This window comes from Modestobacter sp. Leaf380, from assembly GCF_001424485.1.
In the GTDB taxonomy this organism is placed as follows: Bacteria; Actinomycetota; Actinomycetes; order Mycobacteriales; family Geodermatophilaceae; genus Klenkia.
In genome coordinates, this window is record NZ_LMQC01000012.1 from 764,742 (window position 1) to 783,008 (window position 18,267).

Sequence of the window (18,267 nt, forward strand, 5' to 3'; positions counted from 1 at the left end):
TTACTCACGCGGTACGGCGCGTCGCGGCTCCTGGGCTCAGAACACCCGCCGGTAGGCCTCCGCTGCTCCCGGGGCGTTGGTGCTCGGGTAGAGGGCGAACGGGTTGCCGTCCCACAGGACGTTGAAGTAGATGTCGTAGACCAGCTGACCGGGGCCCCGGCCCGCGTGCGCCCGGAAGAAGGCGTTCATGCCCTCGATGTAGGCCGGTGAGTCACCGAACTCGGCGTTGTTGCCCCACTCCGCCACCGCGAACGGGAGACCGACCGAGGCGGCGAACTCCTGGTGCCGCTTGAGGCCCCGGGGCGCGCCCCAGCGGTCGTAGGCCAGCGACGCGGCGTCGAACTGCGCGGCCGTGCCGGTGTAGGGCCACATGTTGTAGTAGTCGACCGCCATGACGTCGACGTACTGCCGCCCCGGGAAGGCGGTCCGCCAGTCGAGGTCGGACCAGTAGTTCGTCTCGCTGTTGGGCGAGAAGACGAGGTCGGACTCCGGGAAGACCTCCTGCTGCAGGGCCCGGTAGCGGATCCAGCTGGCGCGGAAGTCCGCCACCGACGCGCCGGTGACCGACCAGTCGTACCAGTTGCCGTTGAACTCGTGGGCGAAGCGGATGTACAGCTGACCCGGTCGCCCGGACCACAGCCGGCGGAGCTCGGTGAGGGACTGACGCCAGCGCCCGTCGTAGGCCCCGGTCGCGGCGGCCGCCCAGGACTCGCCGGGGCCGATGGCCCCCACGGCGATGTCCAGGTCGCCCTGCCAGGCGCCCAGCTCGAAGCCGGGTCGCAGCTGCCAGAGCCCGAGCATGGCCTGGTTGTTGTCGCACCAGGTCCCGGCGATCTGGGTCGGGGTGCCGCGCCACGCGGCGAACGAACCGTCCGCCGCCGTCGGCCCCGAGCCCCCGGAGGCCCACGTGAGGGGCGAGGACACCGAGACGGTGACGACCGACGGGGGGCACGTGCTGGTCGAGTCGGCGGAGAACCGCAGGGCGGTGGTCACCGTCGCCGGGCCGGAGGGGAGCGTCACGGGCGTGCTGAAGCCGCCGGTCGGGCCCAACGTGCTGGTGCCGCTGCCGACCACGCGGCCGGACGACACCACGGACCAGTCGACCGAGCGGCCGGCGACGGTCACCGAGGGGGTGGCGGTCATGGTCGCCGCGCCGACCGGCACCGAGCCGTCGGCCCGGACGCCGGAGAACGTCACCGGCACGACCTGGCACCAGACGGCACCCTCCGTCGGCGCGCCGTCCGGGAGCGTGCCGTCCACGGAGCCGGGTGCCCGGTCCCCGGCGGGCGTGGCCCAGGAGCCGACCGCCGCCGGGTCGGGCGTCGGCGTGCGACCGCCGGCAGGTGCGACCGGGGTCGTGGTCGGGATGGTGCCCGACGGGAGGGGGGCCGTCGCCGTGGTCGGGTCACCGGTGGACGCCGGGTCCGCACCCGGCAGCCGGCCGGTCGCGCCGGTGGGCTCCTCGGCGGGGTCGTCGGTGGAGGAGCGCCCGCCCGGGTCCGTGCCGCCCGGGAGGACGTCGGTGGAGACGCCGGGGGCGGACGTCACCGCGGGGTCGCCGGCGGAGCCCGCGGACGCCCCACCGGTGCACAGGAGCAGCACGCACGTGAGCAGCACGACCCCGACGGAACGGGGGCGCCGGGGTGCGGCGGTCTTCCAGGGCATCAGCGACCTCAGGGCAGGAGACGGTGTCCAGGTCGTCGACCCGCCGGGGACCGGACTTGAGCCGGGTCCCCCGTCCGGGTGAGCCACCGGCAGCTCAGCTCGGGTGGCCCCGGTGCGGGGTGGGCACCTGTCCCCGGTCGGCCCCGGCCAGCGTGGGCACCGACCAGTCCGGACCCGCGGCCCACCCGTCGGCGGCCCGGACGACGGCGCCGACCACCAGGCCCAGCACCACCGCGCTGAGCACCCACCCGACCAGCAGCACCGTCATGACCACGTCGTGGTGTTCGGCACTCCTGGGGCACTTGTGAAGTCCTGGGGCGGATGAGTTCGACGACGTCGGCGGGGCCGGGACCCCGGGAGCGCCTCCCCCGGGCGGATGACGGAGGCTGCCCCGGGCCCCCGGCGGGTCGTAGCATCACCGACCGGGCCGCCACCGTGCCGGAGCCCGGTCACGGGAGGGCGGGGGGACGTGCTGACGCGAACGAGCCGCACGACGCCGGGTGCCCGGGTCGCCGGGCGGTTGTCCATCGGCCTGGTGGACGCCGGGGTGTCGAGCATCGGCAACCTCGGGGTCAGCATCGTGGCCGCACGGGCCCTGCCGTTCGCGGAGTTCAGCGTCTTCGCCACCGTCGTCCTCGTGCTCCTGCTGGCGACCACCGCGAGCCGCAGCGTCCACGGCGACGTCCTGGTGCTGCGCAGCCGGGGCGGTGCGGCCGACCAGGACCCGGCCGTGGACCCCCGCCGCTCGACGAGGTCGGTGCTCGCCGTCTCGGGCTCCGTGGCCCTGCTGGTGCTGACCGGCACGCTCACCGCCCGGCTCGCCGGCCTCCTCCCCGCGAGCGTGGTCCCGGTGCTCGTCGTCGCCGCGCTGGCCCTCCCCCTGCTCTGCCTGCAGGACCACCTGCGGTGGATCGAGTACGCCCGCGGCCAGAGCCAGTTCGCGCTGGCCAACAACGCCACGTGGACCGTCACCGCCCTGGTCGGTCTGGCCGTGACCACGGCGGTCCTCGAGCTGGACGCCGCCGCGGCGACCGCGGTCTGGGCCCTGGCCACGCTGCCGGGCACCGCGGTCGCCCTGCGCCGGCGGGGGCGGGACGGCCTGGGCATGCGGCACGGCCGCTCCCGGTGGCACCGTGACGTGCGCGGGCTCTCCCGTCCGCTCTTCCTGGACTTCCTGCTCACCCAGGCCACCGCCCAGGGCGCCCTCCTCCTCGTGGCGGTGCTCGCCGGCGCCGACGAGATCGGGCACATCCGCAAGGCCCAGATCTGGCTGGGCGTGGCGACCGTCGTCACCACCGGGTTGCTGTCGGCCCTGCAACCGGTCCTGGTGGCCCGGCACGCCGACCGCGGACACCGGTCCACCGTCCGGCTGGCCTCGGTGGTCGCCGTCGGGGCGTCGCTCTGCTTCGTGGTCTACGGGGTGGTGCTGCAGCTGCTGCCGGTCCGCTGGGCCGAGGTGGTGGTCGGCGAGGGCTGGGAGACGGCGCGGGAGTACGTGGCGCCGCTGACCCTGCTGGCCGTGGGCGGCGTCGCCGGCGGCTGCCTGGGCATCGCCCTGCGAGCGACCGGCCTGGTCGCCCGGCAGGTGGCCTGGCGGGCGGTGCTGGCCCCCGGGATGCTCGTCGCCACCGGTGTCGCGACCGTGCTGTCCGGCCCGCACGCGGGCACCTGGGCGCTGGCCGGCGGTTCCGTCGTCACCGCGCTGGTGTGGGTCGGCGTCCTCGCCCGCCCGCCGCGCGCGCAGCAGGTGGACCGGTGAGCGGCCCCGCACCCGTCCCCGCGTGGTCCGGCCGGGTGGCCCCGGCCAGGACGGCGGCCGCCCGGCCGCGGCGTCGGCGGGCCGCGCAGCTGCTCGCCCTGGTCTTCACCGTGACGGCGGCGCAGCCCTTCCCCTCCTCCGGTCCGGTGGTCTTCGCCGTCGGGGTCGGGGCGTTCGCCGTGACGTGGTGGCAGCTGCGCCTGGCCCGTCCCTCGTGGCTGGTCACCGCCTTCCTGGGGTGGTGCGTGCTGAGCGCCGGGTGGTCGGTGAGCCTGCCGCTGACCGTGCGCGGGGTGCTGGTCACCGGGGCGACGGTGCTGGCGGTGACCTCGCTCGTGCGGTCCCTGCGGGCCCCTGACGTGCTGTGGGCCCTGGCGCTGACGACCAAGGTGCTGACGGCGCTGAGCTGGGTGGTCTACCTGGCCGTGCCGACGATCGGCCGGGAGCAGGTGGCCTACCAGCAGGGCGCCTTCCGCGGCGTGTTCGTGCAGCGCAACAGCGCGGCGTTCGTGCTGGCCGTCGGGGTGCTGACGTTGATGGTCGTGGCGGCCACCGCACCGGCCGGCCGGGCCCGGCGCGGGGCGCTCGCCTGGTTGGCGGCGGTGTTCGCCGCACTGGTGCTGACCAGCAGCGGCACCGGTCTGGTCGTGACGGTGGCGTCGGCCGGGCTGCTGGGCGCCCTGCTGGTGTTGCGGCGCCGGTCGGCGGCGGTGAAGCGCACGGTCATCGCGCTGGCCGGTCTGACGGCCGTGGCCGCCGCGCTCAACGCCGCGGCCCTGCTGACGCTGGTGACCGGCTCACTGGGCCGGGACGACACGCTGACCGGGCGGACGGTCATCTGGGCCGCCGTCGAACCGACCATCGCGATGCGGCCGTGGACGGGGCACGGCTGGGGCGCCCTGTGGGTCGCCGGGGTCCCCCTCACCGAGCGGATGTGGGACCGGGCGCACTTCGAGTTCCCGCACGCGCACAACTCCTACCTGGACCTGCTGGCCCAGATCGGCGCCGTGGGGCTGGTGCTCGTCCTGCTGGTGGCACTGGCCGCCCTCACCCGCGCCACCCGGGCCATCGCGCGACCGGACCTGGACGCGGCTCCGCAGTGGGCCTTCGCGGTGACCACCCTGCTGCTGCTCTACGGGGTGGCCGAGCAGTCCTTCGTGTCCTACTACGGCCTGCTGCTGCTGGTCACCGCCGCGACGATGACCGAGCGCCGGCGGACGCCGACCGCAGCCGCCGAGGTCAGTCCCGCGGGGGCGGGGAGAGACCGCGCCGCACCCCGGCGGTGAAGGCCTCGCTGGTGAAGCGGTCCTCCAGCACGGCCGCCGCCCGGGTCGCCGCGGCGATGAGGTCCTCGGGGCGCAGCGCGGCCAGGGCCCCGACGAAGTCGGCCGGGGTCTCCGGGACGGCTGCCGCGGCCTCGGGGCCGATGCCCTCCAGCGCGACGGGCGTGGCCAGCAGCGGGACGCCCAGGCTCATCAGGGTCAGCGTCTTCAGCTTCACCCCGGCCCCCGCCCACACCGGGACGACGCCGGCCGCCACACCGGAGCAGGCCTCGGCCAGGTCAGCCACGAAACCGCGGTAGTCGACGGCCGGGGTGGCCCGCAGTCGGGCCTCCTGCGCCGGGGTGGCACCGGCGCCGACGACCCGCAGGGTCCAGCCGCCGGCGACCAGGGCCCCCCCGGCCGCGTCGAGGAACCGGAGCAGGCCGTCCCAGTTGGGCGTGTAGCCGAAGGTGCTGACCCACAGCAGCGTGCGGCTGGTGGGGTCCAGCCCCGCGGCAGGAGACCGCGGCGCCACCGTGGACGGCAGCACCAGCCGGGACCGCCGTCCGAAGACCCGGTGCAGCCGGTCGTCCTCCTCCCGGGAGGTCACCCACACCTCGTCCACCGCGGCCAGCACCCGGCGCTCGAACACCCAGGACAGCGGCAGCGTGGTCAGCGCCCGCACCCGGCCGAGCAGGGAGGACACGGTGCGCAGCGCGTCGAGGTCGGAGGCCGTCAGGACGTTGGACTTGTCCCAGACGACCCGGGGGGCCACGCGGCGGGCCCAGGGGGCCGCGGGGCCGGCCGGCTCCCCGACCAGGACGACGACGTCGTACTGCCCGGTGGCGGCCTCCTGCGCCAGCAGCTCCTCCAGGCCGGGCGCCTCCTGCCGGTAGACCCACGGCGGGGTCAGCGTGGCCAGGCCGCGGGCCGTGCGGGCCACCCGTGCCCGCAGGCTGGTGACCCGCGCCCGGCGCAGCGGCAGCCGGTGCACCGTGGCCCCGGGCAGGGCGGCCCGCAGTGCGACCTCGTCGGCGGCCGTCGTCCCGGGCCGGTCCACGCAGACCGCGGTCAGCTCGGCGGACTCGGCCAGGGCCTGCAGGACCATCGACCTCCGGACGGCGTCGCCGTGGTCGACGGGCCAGGGGAAGAACGTGCTGACCGCCAGCACCCGGGGCCGGGGGGCGGTCCCGGTCGGGTCGGCGGTCGGGGACTCAGCGGAGGACACGGGCGAAGACCCTCTCGATCGCGAGGACCCGGCCCTCGGTGGTGAAGTGCTCCTCGTACCGGGTGCGGCTGGCCGCGCCCATGGCGGCCAGCAGGTCGGGCCGCAGCATCTCCGACAGCGTCGCAGCCACCACGGCGGGGTCGGCGTCCACGTCGAAGGTCCGGCCGTTCACGCCGTCGACCACGACCTCGGGACACCCCCCGACCCGGGGGGCGAGCAGCGGCCGGCCCAGCGCCGCGGCCTCCAGCAGGACGAGCGGGAGACCCTCCCAGCGGGACGTCAGGGCGACCACGTCGGCCCCGGCCATCAGGTCGGCGACGTCGGTCCGCGCACCCAGGAAGACCGGTCCGTCGGGCCCGAGCGCCTGCGCCGCGGACCGCGCCTCGTCCAGCAGGTCGCCCTCACCCGCCCACAGTGCCCGCACCTGCGGCCCCTCGGCGTTCAGCAGGCCCACGGCCGCGACGAAGCGCAGCGGGTCCTTCTGGGCGCTGACCCGGGCCACCACCAGGACCGTCGGCACGGTCTCAGCGCGGAGCACCGGCAGCACGCGCTGCCGTGCCGCGCCCACGTCGGGCACGGCGTTGAGCACCGTGGTCACCCGCTCGGCCGGTCGCCCGAAGTCGCGGACCAGCATGGTGGCCACCGCGGCGCTGCAGGCCACCAGGTGGTCGCCGCGGAAGGACGGGAGGCGGGTCCACCACCGGGCCGGGAAGACGTTGTGCACGTGCTCGACCACCCGGGTGCGTCGACCGGTGCGGGCCGCACGGGCGACCAGCGCCACCCCGCGCTGGTGGGCGTGTACGACGTCCGGGCGCCCGGCGCGGACGAGCCGGACCAGCCACAGCACCCGCCGCAGCCGGCCCGGCAGACCGCCACCGGCGGGCGGGTGCCGGCGGTGGACGGCGGCCGGGACGTCGTCCCAGAGCGCTCCGCCGGCAGCGGCGGCCAGCGTGACGTCGTGGCCGCGCGCCGAGAGCTCCGAGGCGACGTCGACGACGACCCGCTCGAGCCCACCGGTGTCCAGGCTGTCGGTGACCACCAGGACCGACCACCGGGGGGTGGGCGCGGTCAGGGCGCGGTCCGGCGGACGCGGCGGCCGAGCGAGGCGCGGAGTGCAACCGCGTCCAGCTCCCCTGCCTCCCGGACGACGGCCACGCCCAGGTCGGCGACCAGGGCGGCGATCTCGCGCTGGTGGTCGTCGACGTGCTCGTCGCGGGCGGCCCGCCGGGGCACCACGACCGGGACCACGCCCTGCTCCAGGACCCCCAGCACGGAGCCGACCCCGGCGTGGGTGACCACGACGTCGGCCGCCCGGACGCAGTCCTCGAGCTCGGCCGGGTCCAGCAGGGGCACGACCCGGCCGGGGAGGTCGTCGCGGGTGGTGGAGCCCAGCTGCCAGACGGTGTGCTCGTCGGCCAGGCCGGTGGCCAGCACGGCGTCGACGAGGGCGTCGAACCGGTAGGGCCGGATGGTGCCGACGGTGACGAAGAGCCGGGGCCGGGCGGGCGGGACGCCCTCGGCCGGGACGACGGCGTACTCCGCCATCACGCTGGGGTGCTCGTGCCAGCGGCCCCCGGCCCACCCGGGGTGCTGGGACCAGAGGGTGGCCAGGTGCAGGCCGGACACGATGCGGCCGGTGAGCGACGGGCCGTGGGTGCGGGAGACGCTCTCCACGTAGTGCGCCGGGATGCCGGAGCGGCGGGCGGCGAGGAAGCCGGAGACCGCGACCGCCGCCCCCGTGCTGACGACGGCCTCGGCGCGTTCCTCGCGCAGCACCCGGGTGAGCGCCCGGGTGGCCCGCAGGACGCCGACGTGGTCGCGCGGCGCGACGTAGGGCAGCGTCAGGACGCGCCGGCCGGCCAGCAGCGAGCGGGTCTGGGGCGAGTCGAAGGTGACCCACAGCGAGTCGGGGTGCACGTCCATGGCGCGGCTGAGCACGTCCAGCTCGAAGAGGTGGCCACCGGAGGACGCGACCATCACCACCCGGCGGCCGTCGAAGTGCAGGCCGCCGGCGGGCCGTGGGGGCACCCGGGGAGCGCTGTGCGTGCTGGCAGCCACGTCCACTCCCACCCCCCGTCCGTCGATGCACCCGCGCAGAGCCGTGCGGCCCGGATCCGGACGGTAATCGCCCGCGGGCCCGGCTCGGGACCATCCTGCAGAGGTCACCCCCCAAGGAGTGGTGCGCCGCCACGCAGAGCCACCAGACGGGGTGAGGTCACCCGTGGCGGGCTCCGGGCTGTGGGTTAATCAGGACGCCCGCCGACGACCGGTGACGGCGAGGACGACGGACGGGTGGACACGTGGATCTGAGGGACGTCCTGCGGGCGGTGCGCTCCCGGTGGTGGCTGCCGCTGCTGGGGGCGATGCTCCTGGGCGGGGTGGGTCTGGCCGGTGGTCTGCTGCGTGCTCCCGAGTACACCTCGCACACCCAGTTCTTCGTCTCCACGACCGAGAGCGCCAACGCCTCGGACGTCTTCCAGGGCAGCCAGTTCTCCCAGCAGCGGGTCTCCTCCTACGCGCGGCTGCTGACCGGTGAGGAGCTCGCCGGCCGGGTCGTGGACCGCCTGGGCCTGGACAGCACGCCGCGGGAGCTGACCGAGCAGGTCACCGCCGAGGCCGTGGTGGACACGGTGCTCATCGACGTCGACGTCACCGACAGGGACCCGGAGCTGGCCCAGCGGGTCGCCGCGACCCTCGGTTCGGAGTTCATCGCCCTGGTCCAGGAGCTGGAGACCCCGGGCGCCGACGGGGTCTCCCCCGTGCGCGTCACCGTGACCGACGCGGCCGACCTGCCCGACGAGCCCAGTTCCCCGGCTCCGTGGGTCTACGTGGCCGGCTGCCTGCTCGCCGGGCTGCTGCTGGGCTGCGCCGCGGCGGTCCTGCGGCAGCAGCTGGACCGGTCGGTCCGCGACCCCGGCTCGGCCGCCGAGCTCGCCGGGGCTCCGCTGGTGGGCATCGTGCTGCGCGACAACTCGCTGCAGACCCGGCCGACGCTGGCCGCCGACGACCAGGGCAGCACGGCGGAGGGCTTCCGTCAGCTGCGCACCAACCTGCAGTTCCTGGACGTGGACCGCCCGCCGCAGGTCATCATGATCTCCAGCGCCGTCGCCGGCGAGGGGAAGTCCGTCGTCGCGGTGAACCTGGCGCTGACCCTCACGACAGCCGGCCGTCGAGTGGCCCTGGTCGAGGCCGACCTCCGCCGTCCCCGAGCCGCCCGCTACCTCGGCGTGCCGGGGGAGGTGGGCCTGACCGACGTGCTGGCCGGGCAGGCCGGTCTCGTCGACGTCCTCCAGCCGCTGGAGGGCGGCTCGCTGTCCCTCATCGCCGCCGGCCCCATGCCCCCCAACCCCAGCGACCTGCTCGCCTCCTCGCACATGACCGACGTGCTCAACGCCCTGCGCGCCGACCACGACTACGTGGTCATCGACGCGCCCCCGCTGCTCCCCGTCGCCGACGCCAGTGGGCTCGCGGTGGCGGTGGACGGCGTGGTCCTGGTGGTCCGGCACGGGGCGACGCACAAGGAGCAGGTGCGCCAGGCCCGCGAGACCGTCGACCGGGTCGGTGGACGGGTGCTCGGGGTGGTGCTCAACGTCGTGCCCCCCAAGGCCGCCGCCAGCGTCGCCCGGGGCTACGGCCCGGGGTCCGCGTACGCCGCGGACGCCGACCGGCTCGCACCCGGGTGACCGGCGTCCCCGGGGACCGGTCCGGGGCACGCCGGTGCTGACCGGACGCCGCCGTGCGGCGCGGACGACGGTCCTCTTCGTCTGCACGGGCAACATCTGCCGGTCCCCCGTGGCCGAGCGACTGGCCCGGGCCGTGTTGGACGAGCGGGGTGACGGCGACCTCGTCGTCGCCAGCGCCGGGACGCACGCGGTCGTCGGCGCGGGGGTGCACCCGCTCAGCGCGCAGGTCCTGGCCGGGCTGGGCGGGTCACCCTCGGGCTTCGCCGCCCGCCAGCTGACCGCTCCGCTGGTGGCCGCGGCCGACCTGGTGCTGACCATGACCACCGGACAGTGGCGCTGGGTGGTCAACCTGGACCCCGGCGCCGCGGCCCGGTCGTTCCTGCTCCGCGAGGCTGCCACCCTGCTGGGTGCCGACACGCCCGGCGCGACGTCGTCTCCCCGGACGCCGGCGGACCGTCCGGGCAGCGCCCTGGCGCAAGCCCTGGATGCCGCCCGGCAGGTGCGCCCGGTCCGCTCGCCGTCGGACGTCCCCGACCCCGTGGAGGGCCCCCTGGACCTGCACGTCGAGGTGGGTGACGTGATCGCCGACTCGCTGCTGCCGGTGCTCGAGGCACTGGCGCCCGCTCGCGGCTGAAGCGGGCCGGCGGTGCCGCCGTGACCGGTCGCACCGCGATGCCAGGTCGTGGCGCGTCACCCGGAAGGCGGAGATCGGGCAGCATGCCCTCAACCGGCGCACCCGATGTGCCGAGGAAGGGGCATGCCCGTTGTCGCTGCCCTCTCGGCCGCCGTGACGCTGGCCGTGGTCGCCGTGGGCGCCCCCCTCCTCTGGCCCCGCCCGCTCACCGGCCTGCTGGCCCGCCGCGCGGCCCACGTCGTCCCCCGCGTCGTCCTCGTCGTCTGCTCCCTGTGCCTGGTGCTCCAGGTGGCTTCCTGGCCAGGGGCCGACGGCGCCTCGGTCGGTGCCCGAGCCACGGACACCACGACCGCGACGGACCTGCCCGTGGCCGAACCGCCGGGCGTGCCCGTGCCCGCCGGGCGACCGGGCTCCGCAGGTGACCCCTCGGGTCCCGGTGCCACAGCCCTCCCGGCGCCCGCCGCCGGGGCCCTCACGCAGGTCGACGACGTCCCCTCCGCGAACGACGCCGGCGCCCGGGATCCCGCAGCCCCGGCGGACCCCGCCGGACCGGTGACAGGCGACCCCGCCGACCCCGCTGCCCCGACCGCGGCCGCCGAGGAGTCCCCCGGCGTCGCCGTCCCGGTGGTGCCCACCACCGACGAGCAGCCCGGCCCCAACGTCGTCACCCACGTGACCCAGCTGACGGAGACCTCGGCGCTGCTGGCCAACCCCGGGATGGGCTACCAGGGCTGGACCGCGACCAGCGGCGCACTCCCCCAGTCCACCGACTACCGGCGCGGGGAGCACCCCCAGCAGGGCGGCTTCGACTGGGAGTCGCTGAACCCGTCCCGCGGGGTCTACGACTGGCGCCCGGTCGACACGCTGCTGTCCCAGGCCACCGCCGCGGGCCGGCAGGCCTCCTTCCGCGTCTACACGATGAGCGGTGCGCCCTACGGGGTGAACCGCGTCCCGGCCTGGGTCGAGGCCGCCGGGGCGATCATCCGGCCGACCGCGGACCTGGAGCCGGACTACCGCTCCGGGGTGTACCAGGCCGAGTGGGGACGCTTCGTCGACGCCATGGCAGCGCGGTACGACGGCGACCCGCGGATCGCCTTCATCGACATCTCCGGGTACGGGCTGTTCAACGAGTGGCAGGCCAACCCATACACCGACCTGGCCGACGCCGTCGGGCAGAACGACAGCATCGACTCCTCGACCCGCCGGCACCTGGTGCAGGTGTTCACCGGTGGCAGCGGGACCGCCCGGGTCCTGGCCCCCGACGGCCGCACCGAGACGACCCTGGCGTACTCCCACCGCGGGTTCCAGCGGACCCAGCTGCTGATGCCCTACGGCGGCATGTGGTCCTCGACCCGGTACGTGCTGATCAACCACCCACAGGTGGGCTTCCGCAACGACGCGCTCTTCGGGCCCGACGCGACCCTGTCGCTCCTGTCCCGCATCGGCTACGGCATCACCGACCTCTGGAAGCGCGCCCCGGTGCTCTTCGAGGCGATCGGCCCGCCGCCGGCCGGGACGATGGCCGAGGCCGCCGCCACGATGCGCGGCCTGGGCGCCTCCTACTTCCACGAGAACGCCGTCGTCTTCGACCGGGCCGCGCTGACCGAGCTGGTCCGTCCCCTGGGCTACCGGTACGTCTGCCGGACCGTCGAGGCGCCGGTGGTCGTCACGACCGCGACCCCGCTGACGGTCCGCACCGACTGGACCAACTCCGGGACGGCGCGCGCCTACCCACGCACCGGCCAGGTCTTCGACGTCACGTACGCACTGGCCCGGGCGGACGGCACCGTCGTCCACACCTGGGCGCAGGGCGAGGCGGTGTCGGAGTGGCTGCCCGGCGAGCAGCACCAGCTGACCACCTCGACGGTGCTGCCCGACCTGCCCCGCGGGAGCTACCAGCTGATGGTCGGGGTCCGACAGGCCTCCGACGGCGACCGCATCCAGCTGCCGTTGACCACCTCGCGCACCGACGGCTGGTACCCGGTCTCCTCGGTGTCGGTGGTCTGAGGGTCAGGCGGCCGAGTACCCCTCGGCCTGCAGCGCGTACAGCTCGGCGTACCGGCCGTCGGCGGCCACCAGCTCCTCGTGGGTGCCGCTCTCGACGATCCGCCCCTCGTGCATGACGTAGATGAGGTCGGCGAGCCGGACGCTGGAGTAGCGGTGCGAGATCAGCACGGCCGCCCGGCCGTCCAGCACCGTGCGGACGTCGCGGAAGAGCTCGTGCTCGGCGCGGGGGTCCAGGGCCGCGCTGGGCTCGTCGAGCACCACCACGGAGGAGTCCCGGTACAGCGCCCGGGCCAGCGCCAGGCGCTGCCACTGGCCGCCGGAGAAGTCCGCGCCCTCCTCCAGCTCGACGCCCAGGACGGTGTCCATCCCCTTGTCCAGGCGGTCGACGGCCACGCCCACCCCGACCCGGTCGATCGTCTGGCGGACCCGGGCGTCGTCCCGGGGGACGGAGGTGTCGGAGATGGCCACGTTGTCGCTGACGCTCATCATGTAGCGCAGGAAGTCCTGGAACAGGACGCTGCAGCTGGCCCGCAGGTCGTCCTCGCCGAGGGGCCGGCCGTCCCAGTCCACCGAGCCCGCCCCCGGGGTGTAGAGCCCGGCCACGATCTTGGCCAGCGTGGTCTTGCCCGAGCCGTTCTCCCCGACCAGGGCGACCACCTGCCCGCGCGGCACGCTGAAGGTGACGTCCTGCAGCGCCGCCCGGTCCTGCCCCGGGTAGGTGAAGTCGACGCCGGAGACGGTGAGGGCACCGCGCAGCTCGTGGCGCCGTCCGGCGACCGGGTGCGGCGGGTGGTCGGCTTGGAACGCGGCGAGGTCGGCGAGGAAGGGCGCGGACTCGACGAGCCGGCCGAAGGACCGGAACGCGGTGCTCAGCTGCCCACCGAGCAAGCGGGCGGCGATCGCCGCCGCACCGGCGTCGGGCAGGCTGATCCGTCCGCTGGAGGCCAACCAGACGATGACGGCGAGGGCCGCGGCCAGGGCGACGGCGGAGAACACGAGCCCGGCCAGTGCCTGCCTGCGCCGTGCGGCGACGTGTCTCTCGAGGAGGGCCAGGTACTCGGCGTCGTGACCGTCGTGTCGCCGGATGAGCTCGGGGGCGGCGTCGAAGGCGCGCAGCTCTGCGGCGGTGACCCGGTGGCTGAGCAGGGACTTCAGGTAGGCGCGCTTCTGGGTGAAGGCGGTGGCCCGCCGGGTGAAGCGGAACTCGGCCTTGGCCACCCGGCGGGAGACGAGCACCGCCGGGACGGCGCCCAGCAGCAGCACCGGGACCAGCAGGGGGGCCACCGCGACCAGCGAGGCGGTCATGGCCACCACCCCGATGAGGCTGCCCAGGACGCTGAACAGCGCCGACACCACCGACAGCGGCCGGCTGACCGCGTTGCCGCGGACGCGTTCGAGCCGGTTGAGGAAGGCGGTGGACTCGTAGGTCAGCAGGTCCACGGCCGCGCACGAGGTGAGCAGCTCGCGCCACACGTGCTGGGAGACGCGCTCGCCCAACAGCCGCTGCTGCAGGCCCTGCAGCACGCCGACCGACGCCGAGACCGACGTCGTCACCGCGAGCAGCACGAGCGGCAGCACCAGACCCGACGCGCCGGCGCCGTCCTCGAGGATCGCGGAGAGCGCCAGGTGGCTGGCGAAGACCAGGCCGAGGCCGCTGAGCGCACCGACCACCTGGAGCGACCCGGCGGTGAGGGTGCCGCGCCGGTCCGCCCGCCACACCGTGCGGACCGCACCGGCCAACGGGAGTCCTGCGACGGCTGTGACCGTTCGGGGGAGCCGCACGACGGCCGATCCTAGGCGGCTTCGTCTAGCCTTCGGCGCATGTCGGACGGCGACCCGTCGGGGGCGGACGCCCCGCTGGTGGTCGCTGTCGTGGACCCGCGACCCTTGGTGAGGGATCGACTGCATTCCGTCATCGACGGTCTGGACGGGGTGCACGTGCAGGCGGTCTACGCGGCCTGGTCGGACGTGCCCGCGCCAGTGGACGAGGACGTGGTGTGGGTGGGGCCCACCCACAACCGACTGGTCTCCGCGCGGCAGGTCAGCCTCGAGGACGTCGGCGTCGACGACCCGGGCGGCGTCCTCGCCCAGCTGCACTCCCCCGGCGTCGCCACCGCGCCGGACCCCGCGGACGCCGACGACGTGGACCTCACCCACCGGCCGCTCTCCCCGCGGGAGGCCGTCGTGCTGGAGGGGATCGCCCGGGGCCGCAGCGCCACCGAGATCGCGGAGGACCTGGGGATCAGCACGAAGGCCGTGGAGAACGCCCGGCGCCGGGCGATGGAGAAGCTCGACGTCACCACCCAGGTCGAGGCGGTGTCCCGGGCGCACGCGCTGCGGGCGGCCGGGGTGGACCTCACCGGCGGGCGACTGCGGTGAGCGGGGCACCGCTGTCGGTCGTCGTCGCGGGCGGGTCCCGGCTCGTCAGGTCGGTCCTCCGGTCCAGCCTGCTGGAGTCCGCCGCCGGGCTGGCCGCCGTCGAGGTGGCCGAGGACCCCGAGGAGGTCGTGGCCCGGTGCGCGGCGGGTGCGCAGGTCGTGGTGGCCGGCACGACGATCGCCGGGGTGCCACTGGCCGAGGTGATGCCCCTGGCCCTGGCGTCGTCCGCGCGCGTCCTCGTGGTCTGCAACCGTGCCTCGGCCGGACTGGTCCCCGAGCTGCTGCTGCGCGGCGCGTCGGGCTACCTGGTGCTCGAGGAGTGCCGGGCGCAGGAGCTGTGGACGGCGGTGCAGGACGCGGCCGCGGGCGGGGCGACCCTGCACCCCGGCATCGCCACGCTGATCCTGGAGCAGTGGCGGGAGGCGCGGGCGGAGAGCCGGCCGGAGCTGACCGCGAAGGAGACCGAGGTGCTGCAGGCCATGCTCAGCGGCGACCCGGTGAAGTCGATCGCCCGCGAGCTGGGGTTGTCGGCGCGGACCGTGGACGCCCACCGGTCGCGGATCTACGTGAAGCTGGGCGTGAAGAGCCACGCCCAGGCGGTCCAGCGAGCGCTGGACCTGGGGCTGCTCGCGTGAGCAGCGGTGCGCCGGCGGGTGCTCACGCACCCGCCAGCAGCCCGTCAGTTGGAGACGTTGCCGTTCTCGTCCGACTCGCCGATGGCGATGTTGCCGACACCCGGGATGACCAGGATGACGCCGTCGGCAGCGCCGAAGGACTTGAACTGCAGGGTCATGTCGTGCAGCGAGCCGATCGTGGTGATGGCGGGCGCAGCGTAGGTGTTCTCGAGCAAGGTGTTCTCCCGTTCGTCAGGTGTAGGGAGACCGTATGGTCCCGACCGGCCGGGAGGCACCGAGCAGCATCACCTAGGTGACTCGGGACGCACGGGGAGTGAGTGACACATGAGGCTGGGCTGCTACGGATTCGCGCTGCCGGACCTGACGGAGGCCGCGCACCTGCTCCGGTCGGTGGCGCCGGAGGCGCCCGCCCTGCGGGTGACGCAGAGCCGGCCGTCGGCGGGCCAGTCGCTGGACGCCGAGCCGGACGACCCCGGGTCGATCCCCTTCAGCGGCGGCGGAGGGCACGTGCGGCTGGACCGCGGCGGGATGGCCGCGCACTACGTCACCGACCGCGAGATCCCCCACGAGCACCTGGTGCACCCGTACCTGGCCCGTGTGATGGCGTCCGCGGCGGCATGGCTGGACCGCGACGCCCTGCACGCGGGGGCCATCGACCTCGACGGCCGGGCCTGGGGGGTCCTCGGCACCCGGGACTCCGGCAAGAGCTCGCTGCTCACCCAGGCCCACGTGCTCGGCCTGCCGGTGCTCACCGACGACGTCGTGGTGATCGCCGACGGCGAGGTGCTGCCCGGCCCGGCGTCGATCGACCTGCGCGAGGGGGCGGCCGAGCACTTCGGCATCGGGGAGGCACTGGGCAGGGTCGGCCGACGCGATCGTTGGCGGGTGACCCTGCCCCCGGCCTCCGCCGCCCCGCTGGCCGGCTGGGTGTTGCCACTGTGGGACGACGACGTGTCGGTGACGCCGGTGCCGCTGACCTCACGGCTGCCGGTGCTGATGGTCAACCGGGCGCTCCCGGGCCCTCCCCCGGACCCGGCGCAGTTCTTCGACCTGGCCGCGCTCCCGATCGTGGTGTGGCGACGGCCCCGCGACTGGACCCGGATGGCCGAGGCGACCGACGTCCTGCTGGAGCACCTGCGCCGGGTCAGCTGACGTGCGCGGCCCACACCGACTGCAGCAGCGGCCAGGTGCGGGCGTCGGGGTCCTCCCCCGCCCAGGTGGCGGCCAGGCGCTCGACGTCGACGAGCTCGTGGTCGACCCCTGAGCCGTCCCACCGGGCCACGAACGCCCGGGTCTCAGGCCCCCAGAACGCACCGTTGAAGGTGGCCTTGCCGACCCGGACGAGCGTCTCCCGCGGGAGGACGTCGGCGAACAGGCGGATGGTCTCCCGCGAGCGGTGCAGGGGTCCGGCGCGCCCCCGCTCCCGGGCCACGGCCTGCAGGAAGCGGGGGTCGTTGAAGGGGTGCGCGACGGCCGCGCCGTGCCCGGCGGCCAGCAGCCCCAGGCTCTGCCGGGTGACCTGGACGTAGCGGGAGGACCACCAGTGCCGCAGGACCGCCTGGTCGTGCCGCACCGGCTCGAGGTCGCGCAGCCGCTTCCACTCCTCCTGCACCTGCGCATCGACCTCGGGGCGCAGCCAGGGGCTGGGGGCACTGGGCTCGGGACGACGGTCCAGGACCCGCCGGCGGACGGCGTGCGGCGCCCGGCTGGCGAGCAGCTCGACGAGGTCGGAGGGTGCCGGGCGGGCGCGGCGGGTGAGCACCCGGTTGAGCCGGTCCCACGCCCAACCCGGCGACATGATCTCGTCACCGCCGAAACCCGTGAGCAGCGTCCCGCCGCGCGCAAAGGGGGCGATCGGGGCGTGGAAGGCGGTGTTGGCCGGCCAGAGGACGCCGTGCCGCTCGATCTCCCGGGTCGCCACGGGGCCCAGCAGGTCCAGCTCGGTGTCGACCTCCACGCGGTGCCACTCGACGCCCCCGACCTCGGCGACGACCTTCTCCTGCCAGGCGGTCTCCTCGGCTGCGGGGACGCCGGTGAAGCGCAGGCTCACCGCGACGGGAGGGGCCAGCCCCTCCCGGCGGGCGATGCGCGCCGCGACCGCCAGCACAGCGGAGGAGTCCCGGCCGCCGGAGAAGGAGACGACGCACGGCCCGTGTCGCAGGGCCTCGCGGACGACCTGCTCGAAGGCGACCCGGGCGGTCGGGGTGCCGGGGAGCGCCGGTGGGAGCGAGGCGGCGGGGTCCAGGCCCAGCACGAAGCCCGCCGCCAGCTCCAGCGGCGACATCTGCCAGGCACCGCGAGCGGCTGCGGTCACCGCGGGGGCAACCGGTGCAGCTCGGTGTACGTCTGGGCCACGGCGTCGCCGGCCTCGATGTCCAGCCAGGCGTGGGCCTTGACCTCACCGCCGGTCTTCGCAACGCCGATGACCACCTCGCAGGGCACGTCGTGGGCCGCCAGCCAGGTCTGCAGCACGAGGCTGCGCTCCAGGCAGGTCGGCTCGGTCCGGCGCAGCACGAACTCCACGCCGCGGCGCGCCCCGGCGGTGAGTGCCGGGGCCGGGGGCGGGACGGTCGCCTGCACCCCGTCCCGGGCCAGTGCGGCGCGCGCCGACCGCAGGCTGCGGTGCGCCCACCAGGCGCCACGGGCGCTGGCCAGACTCCACCGCCCGACCAACGGAGCCCGGCGGTAGGCGCGCCACTGGTCGGGCCCGTGCAGCCGGGAGGGGTAGCCGGTCACCCCTCGAGCAGCCCCCGGGTGCGCGCGTCCGCCAGGAAGGCGGCGACGTCGGTCGCCGCGCGCTCACGGTCGATCCCGAACTCCTGCTGCAGTGCATCGACCAGCGCCGGCTCGGTCGTGCCGTCGGCGATCCGGGTCCACAGGACCCGCCCGGCGGCGTTGACCCCGAGGTAGTCCGAGGTGGCCAGGTCCAACGCGATGACCTCGCCGTCGGCCTCGCGCCAGGAGACCGCGCCGGGGCGCAGCCTGATCTCCGTGTCCGATCCAGGAGTGGTCACG

At 75.5% G+C, this 18,267-nt stretch carries 18 protein-coding genes; 8 read left to right on the plus strand and 10 right to left on the minus strand.

What is annotated here, in order from left to right:
• Positions 1 to 36 precede the first annotated feature (36 nt).
• Positions 37 to 1,665: a hypothetical protein gene (locus ASG41_RS11705; RefSeq protein WP_056294265.1), complete on the minus strand. Its 1,629-nt coding sequence runs from the start codon at positions 1,663 to 1,665 to the stop codon at positions 37 to 39.
• 94 nt (positions 1,666 to 1,759) lie between these two features.
• Positions 1,760 to 1,933, minus strand: coding sequence for a hypothetical protein (locus ASG41_RS11710; RefSeq protein ID WP_157519290.1), 174 nt, complete (start codon positions 1,931 to 1,933; stop codon positions 1,760 to 1,762).
• Positions 1,934 to 2,134: 201 nt separating this feature from the next.
• On the opposite strand from ASG41_RS11710, the gene ASG41_RS23585 reads away from it, so the two are divergent.
• Entirely contained in the window at positions 2,135 to 3,424 is a 1,290-nt protein-coding gene (locus ASG41_RS23585; protein ID WP_157519292.1) for a hypothetical protein, read from the plus strand.
• Positions 3,421 to 4,710, plus strand: a complete 1,290-nt coding sequence (locus tag ASG41_RS23590; RefSeq protein ID WP_056294274.1) for an O-antigen ligase — start codon at positions 3,421 to 3,423, stop codon at positions 4,708 to 4,710. Before ASG41_RS23585 ends, ASG41_RS23590 begins: the two co-directional genes overlap by 4 nt.
• Here ASG41_RS23590 and ASG41_RS11725 read toward each other — a convergent pair.
• From ASG41_RS11725 to ASG41_RS11735, 3 genes are read right to left on the minus strand one after another with little or no spacing between them, the layout of a single operon-like run.
• On the minus strand, positions 4,664 to 5,914 hold the full coding sequence (locus tag ASG41_RS11725; RefSeq protein ID WP_056294276.1) for a glycosyltransferase family 4 protein: 1,251 nt from the start codon (positions 5,912 to 5,914) through the stop codon (positions 4,664 to 4,666). The genes ASG41_RS23590 and ASG41_RS11725 overlap by 47 nt on opposite strands.
• Positions 5,901 to 6,953: a glycosyltransferase gene (locus ASG41_RS23985; protein WP_056294282.1), complete on the minus strand. Its 1,053-nt coding sequence runs from the start codon at positions 6,951 to 6,953 to the stop codon at positions 5,901 to 5,903. Before ASG41_RS23985 ends, ASG41_RS11725 begins: the two co-directional genes overlap by 14 nt.
• Positions 6,954 to 6,982: 29 nt before the next feature.
• Positions 6,983 to 7,972: a glycosyltransferase gene (locus tag ASG41_RS11735; RefSeq protein ID WP_157519294.1), complete on the minus strand. Its 990-nt coding sequence runs from the start codon at positions 7,970 to 7,972 to the stop codon at positions 6,983 to 6,985.
• Positions 7,973 to 8,214: 242 nt separating this feature from the next.
• Here ASG41_RS11735 and ASG41_RS11740 point away from each other — a divergent pair, with 242 nt between their 5' ends.
• The 3 genes from ASG41_RS11740 (at position 8,215) to ASG41_RS11750 (ending at position 12,238) form a co-directional block, all read left to right on the plus strand.
• Positions 8,215 to 9,597, plus strand: a complete 1,383-nt coding sequence (locus tag ASG41_RS11740; protein WP_082556808.1) for a polysaccharide biosynthesis tyrosine autokinase — start codon at positions 8,215 to 8,217, stop codon at positions 9,595 to 9,597.
• 34 nt (positions 9,598 to 9,631) lie between these two features.
• Complete coding sequence (locus ASG41_RS24260; RefSeq protein ID WP_056294293.1) at positions 9,632 to 10,231, plus strand: hypothetical protein; 600 nt, start codon at positions 9,632 to 9,634, stop codon at positions 10,229 to 10,231.
• 123 nt (positions 10,232 to 10,354) lie between these two features.
• Positions 10,355 to 12,238, plus strand: coding sequence for a DUF4832 domain-containing protein (locus tag ASG41_RS11750; RefSeq protein WP_056294295.1), 1,884 nt, complete (start codon positions 10,355 to 10,357; stop codon positions 12,236 to 12,238).
• A gap of 3 nt (positions 12,239 to 12,241) precedes the next feature.
• Here ASG41_RS11750 and ASG41_RS11755 read toward each other — a convergent pair whose 3' ends face one another.
• Complete coding sequence (locus tag ASG41_RS11755) at positions 12,242 to 14,020, minus strand: ABC transporter ATP-binding protein (protein WP_056294297.1); 1,779 nt, start codon at positions 14,018 to 14,020, stop codon at positions 12,242 to 12,244.
• A gap of 108 nt (positions 14,021 to 14,128) precedes the next feature.
• Between ASG41_RS11755 and ASG41_RS11760 the strand changes: the two genes are divergently transcribed.
• Complete coding sequence (locus ASG41_RS11760; RefSeq protein WP_200938833.1) at positions 14,129 to 14,617, plus strand: helix-turn-helix transcriptional regulator; 489 nt, start codon at positions 14,129 to 14,131, stop codon at positions 14,615 to 14,617.
• The gene (locus ASG41_RS11765; RefSeq protein WP_056294304.1) at positions 14,614 to 15,252 is read left to right on the plus strand and encodes a response regulator transcription factor; all 639 of its coding nucleotides are present in this window, start codon (positions 14,614 to 14,616) and stop codon (positions 15,250 to 15,252) included. Before ASG41_RS11760 ends, ASG41_RS11765 begins: the two co-directional genes overlap by 4 nt.
• A gap of 44 nt (positions 15,253 to 15,296) precedes the next feature.
• On the opposite strand, the gene ASG41_RS23600 is transcribed toward ASG41_RS11765, so the two are convergent.
• On the minus strand, positions 15,297 to 15,467 hold the full coding sequence (locus ASG41_RS23600) for a hypothetical protein (RefSeq protein WP_157519298.1): 171 nt from the start codon (positions 15,465 to 15,467) through the stop codon (positions 15,297 to 15,299).
• A gap of 109 nt (positions 15,468 to 15,576) precedes the next feature.
• Between ASG41_RS23600 and ASG41_RS11770 the strand changes: the two genes are divergently transcribed.
• Entirely contained in the window at positions 15,577 to 16,404 is an 828-nt protein-coding gene (locus tag ASG41_RS11770) for a hypothetical protein (RefSeq protein ID WP_056294305.1), read from the plus strand.
• On the opposite strand, the gene ASG41_RS11775 is transcribed toward ASG41_RS11770, so the two are convergent.
• Genes ASG41_RS11775 through ASG41_RS11785 form a run of 3 tightly spaced genes read right to left on the minus strand, consistent with a single transcriptional unit; the run spans position 16,397 to position 18,266 of the window.
• Complete coding sequence (locus ASG41_RS11775) at positions 16,397 to 17,566, minus strand: asparagine synthase-related protein (protein WP_056294310.1); 1,170 nt, start codon at positions 17,564 to 17,566, stop codon at positions 16,397 to 16,399. The genes ASG41_RS11770 and ASG41_RS11775 overlap by 8 nt on opposite strands.
• A complete protein-coding gene (locus ASG41_RS11780; RefSeq protein ID WP_056294314.1) occupies positions 17,563 to 17,988 on the minus strand; it encodes a lasso peptide biosynthesis B2 protein in 426 nt (141 codons plus the stop codon). The genes ASG41_RS11775 and ASG41_RS11780 overlap by 4 nt, the downstream gene beginning before the upstream one ends.
• On the minus strand, positions 17,985 to 18,266 hold the full coding sequence (locus tag ASG41_RS11785; protein ID WP_056294316.1) for a PqqD family protein: 282 nt from the start codon (positions 18,264 to 18,266) through the stop codon (positions 17,985 to 17,987). Before ASG41_RS11785 ends, ASG41_RS11780 begins: the two co-directional genes overlap by 4 nt.
• Position 18,267: the final 1 nt, after the last annotated feature.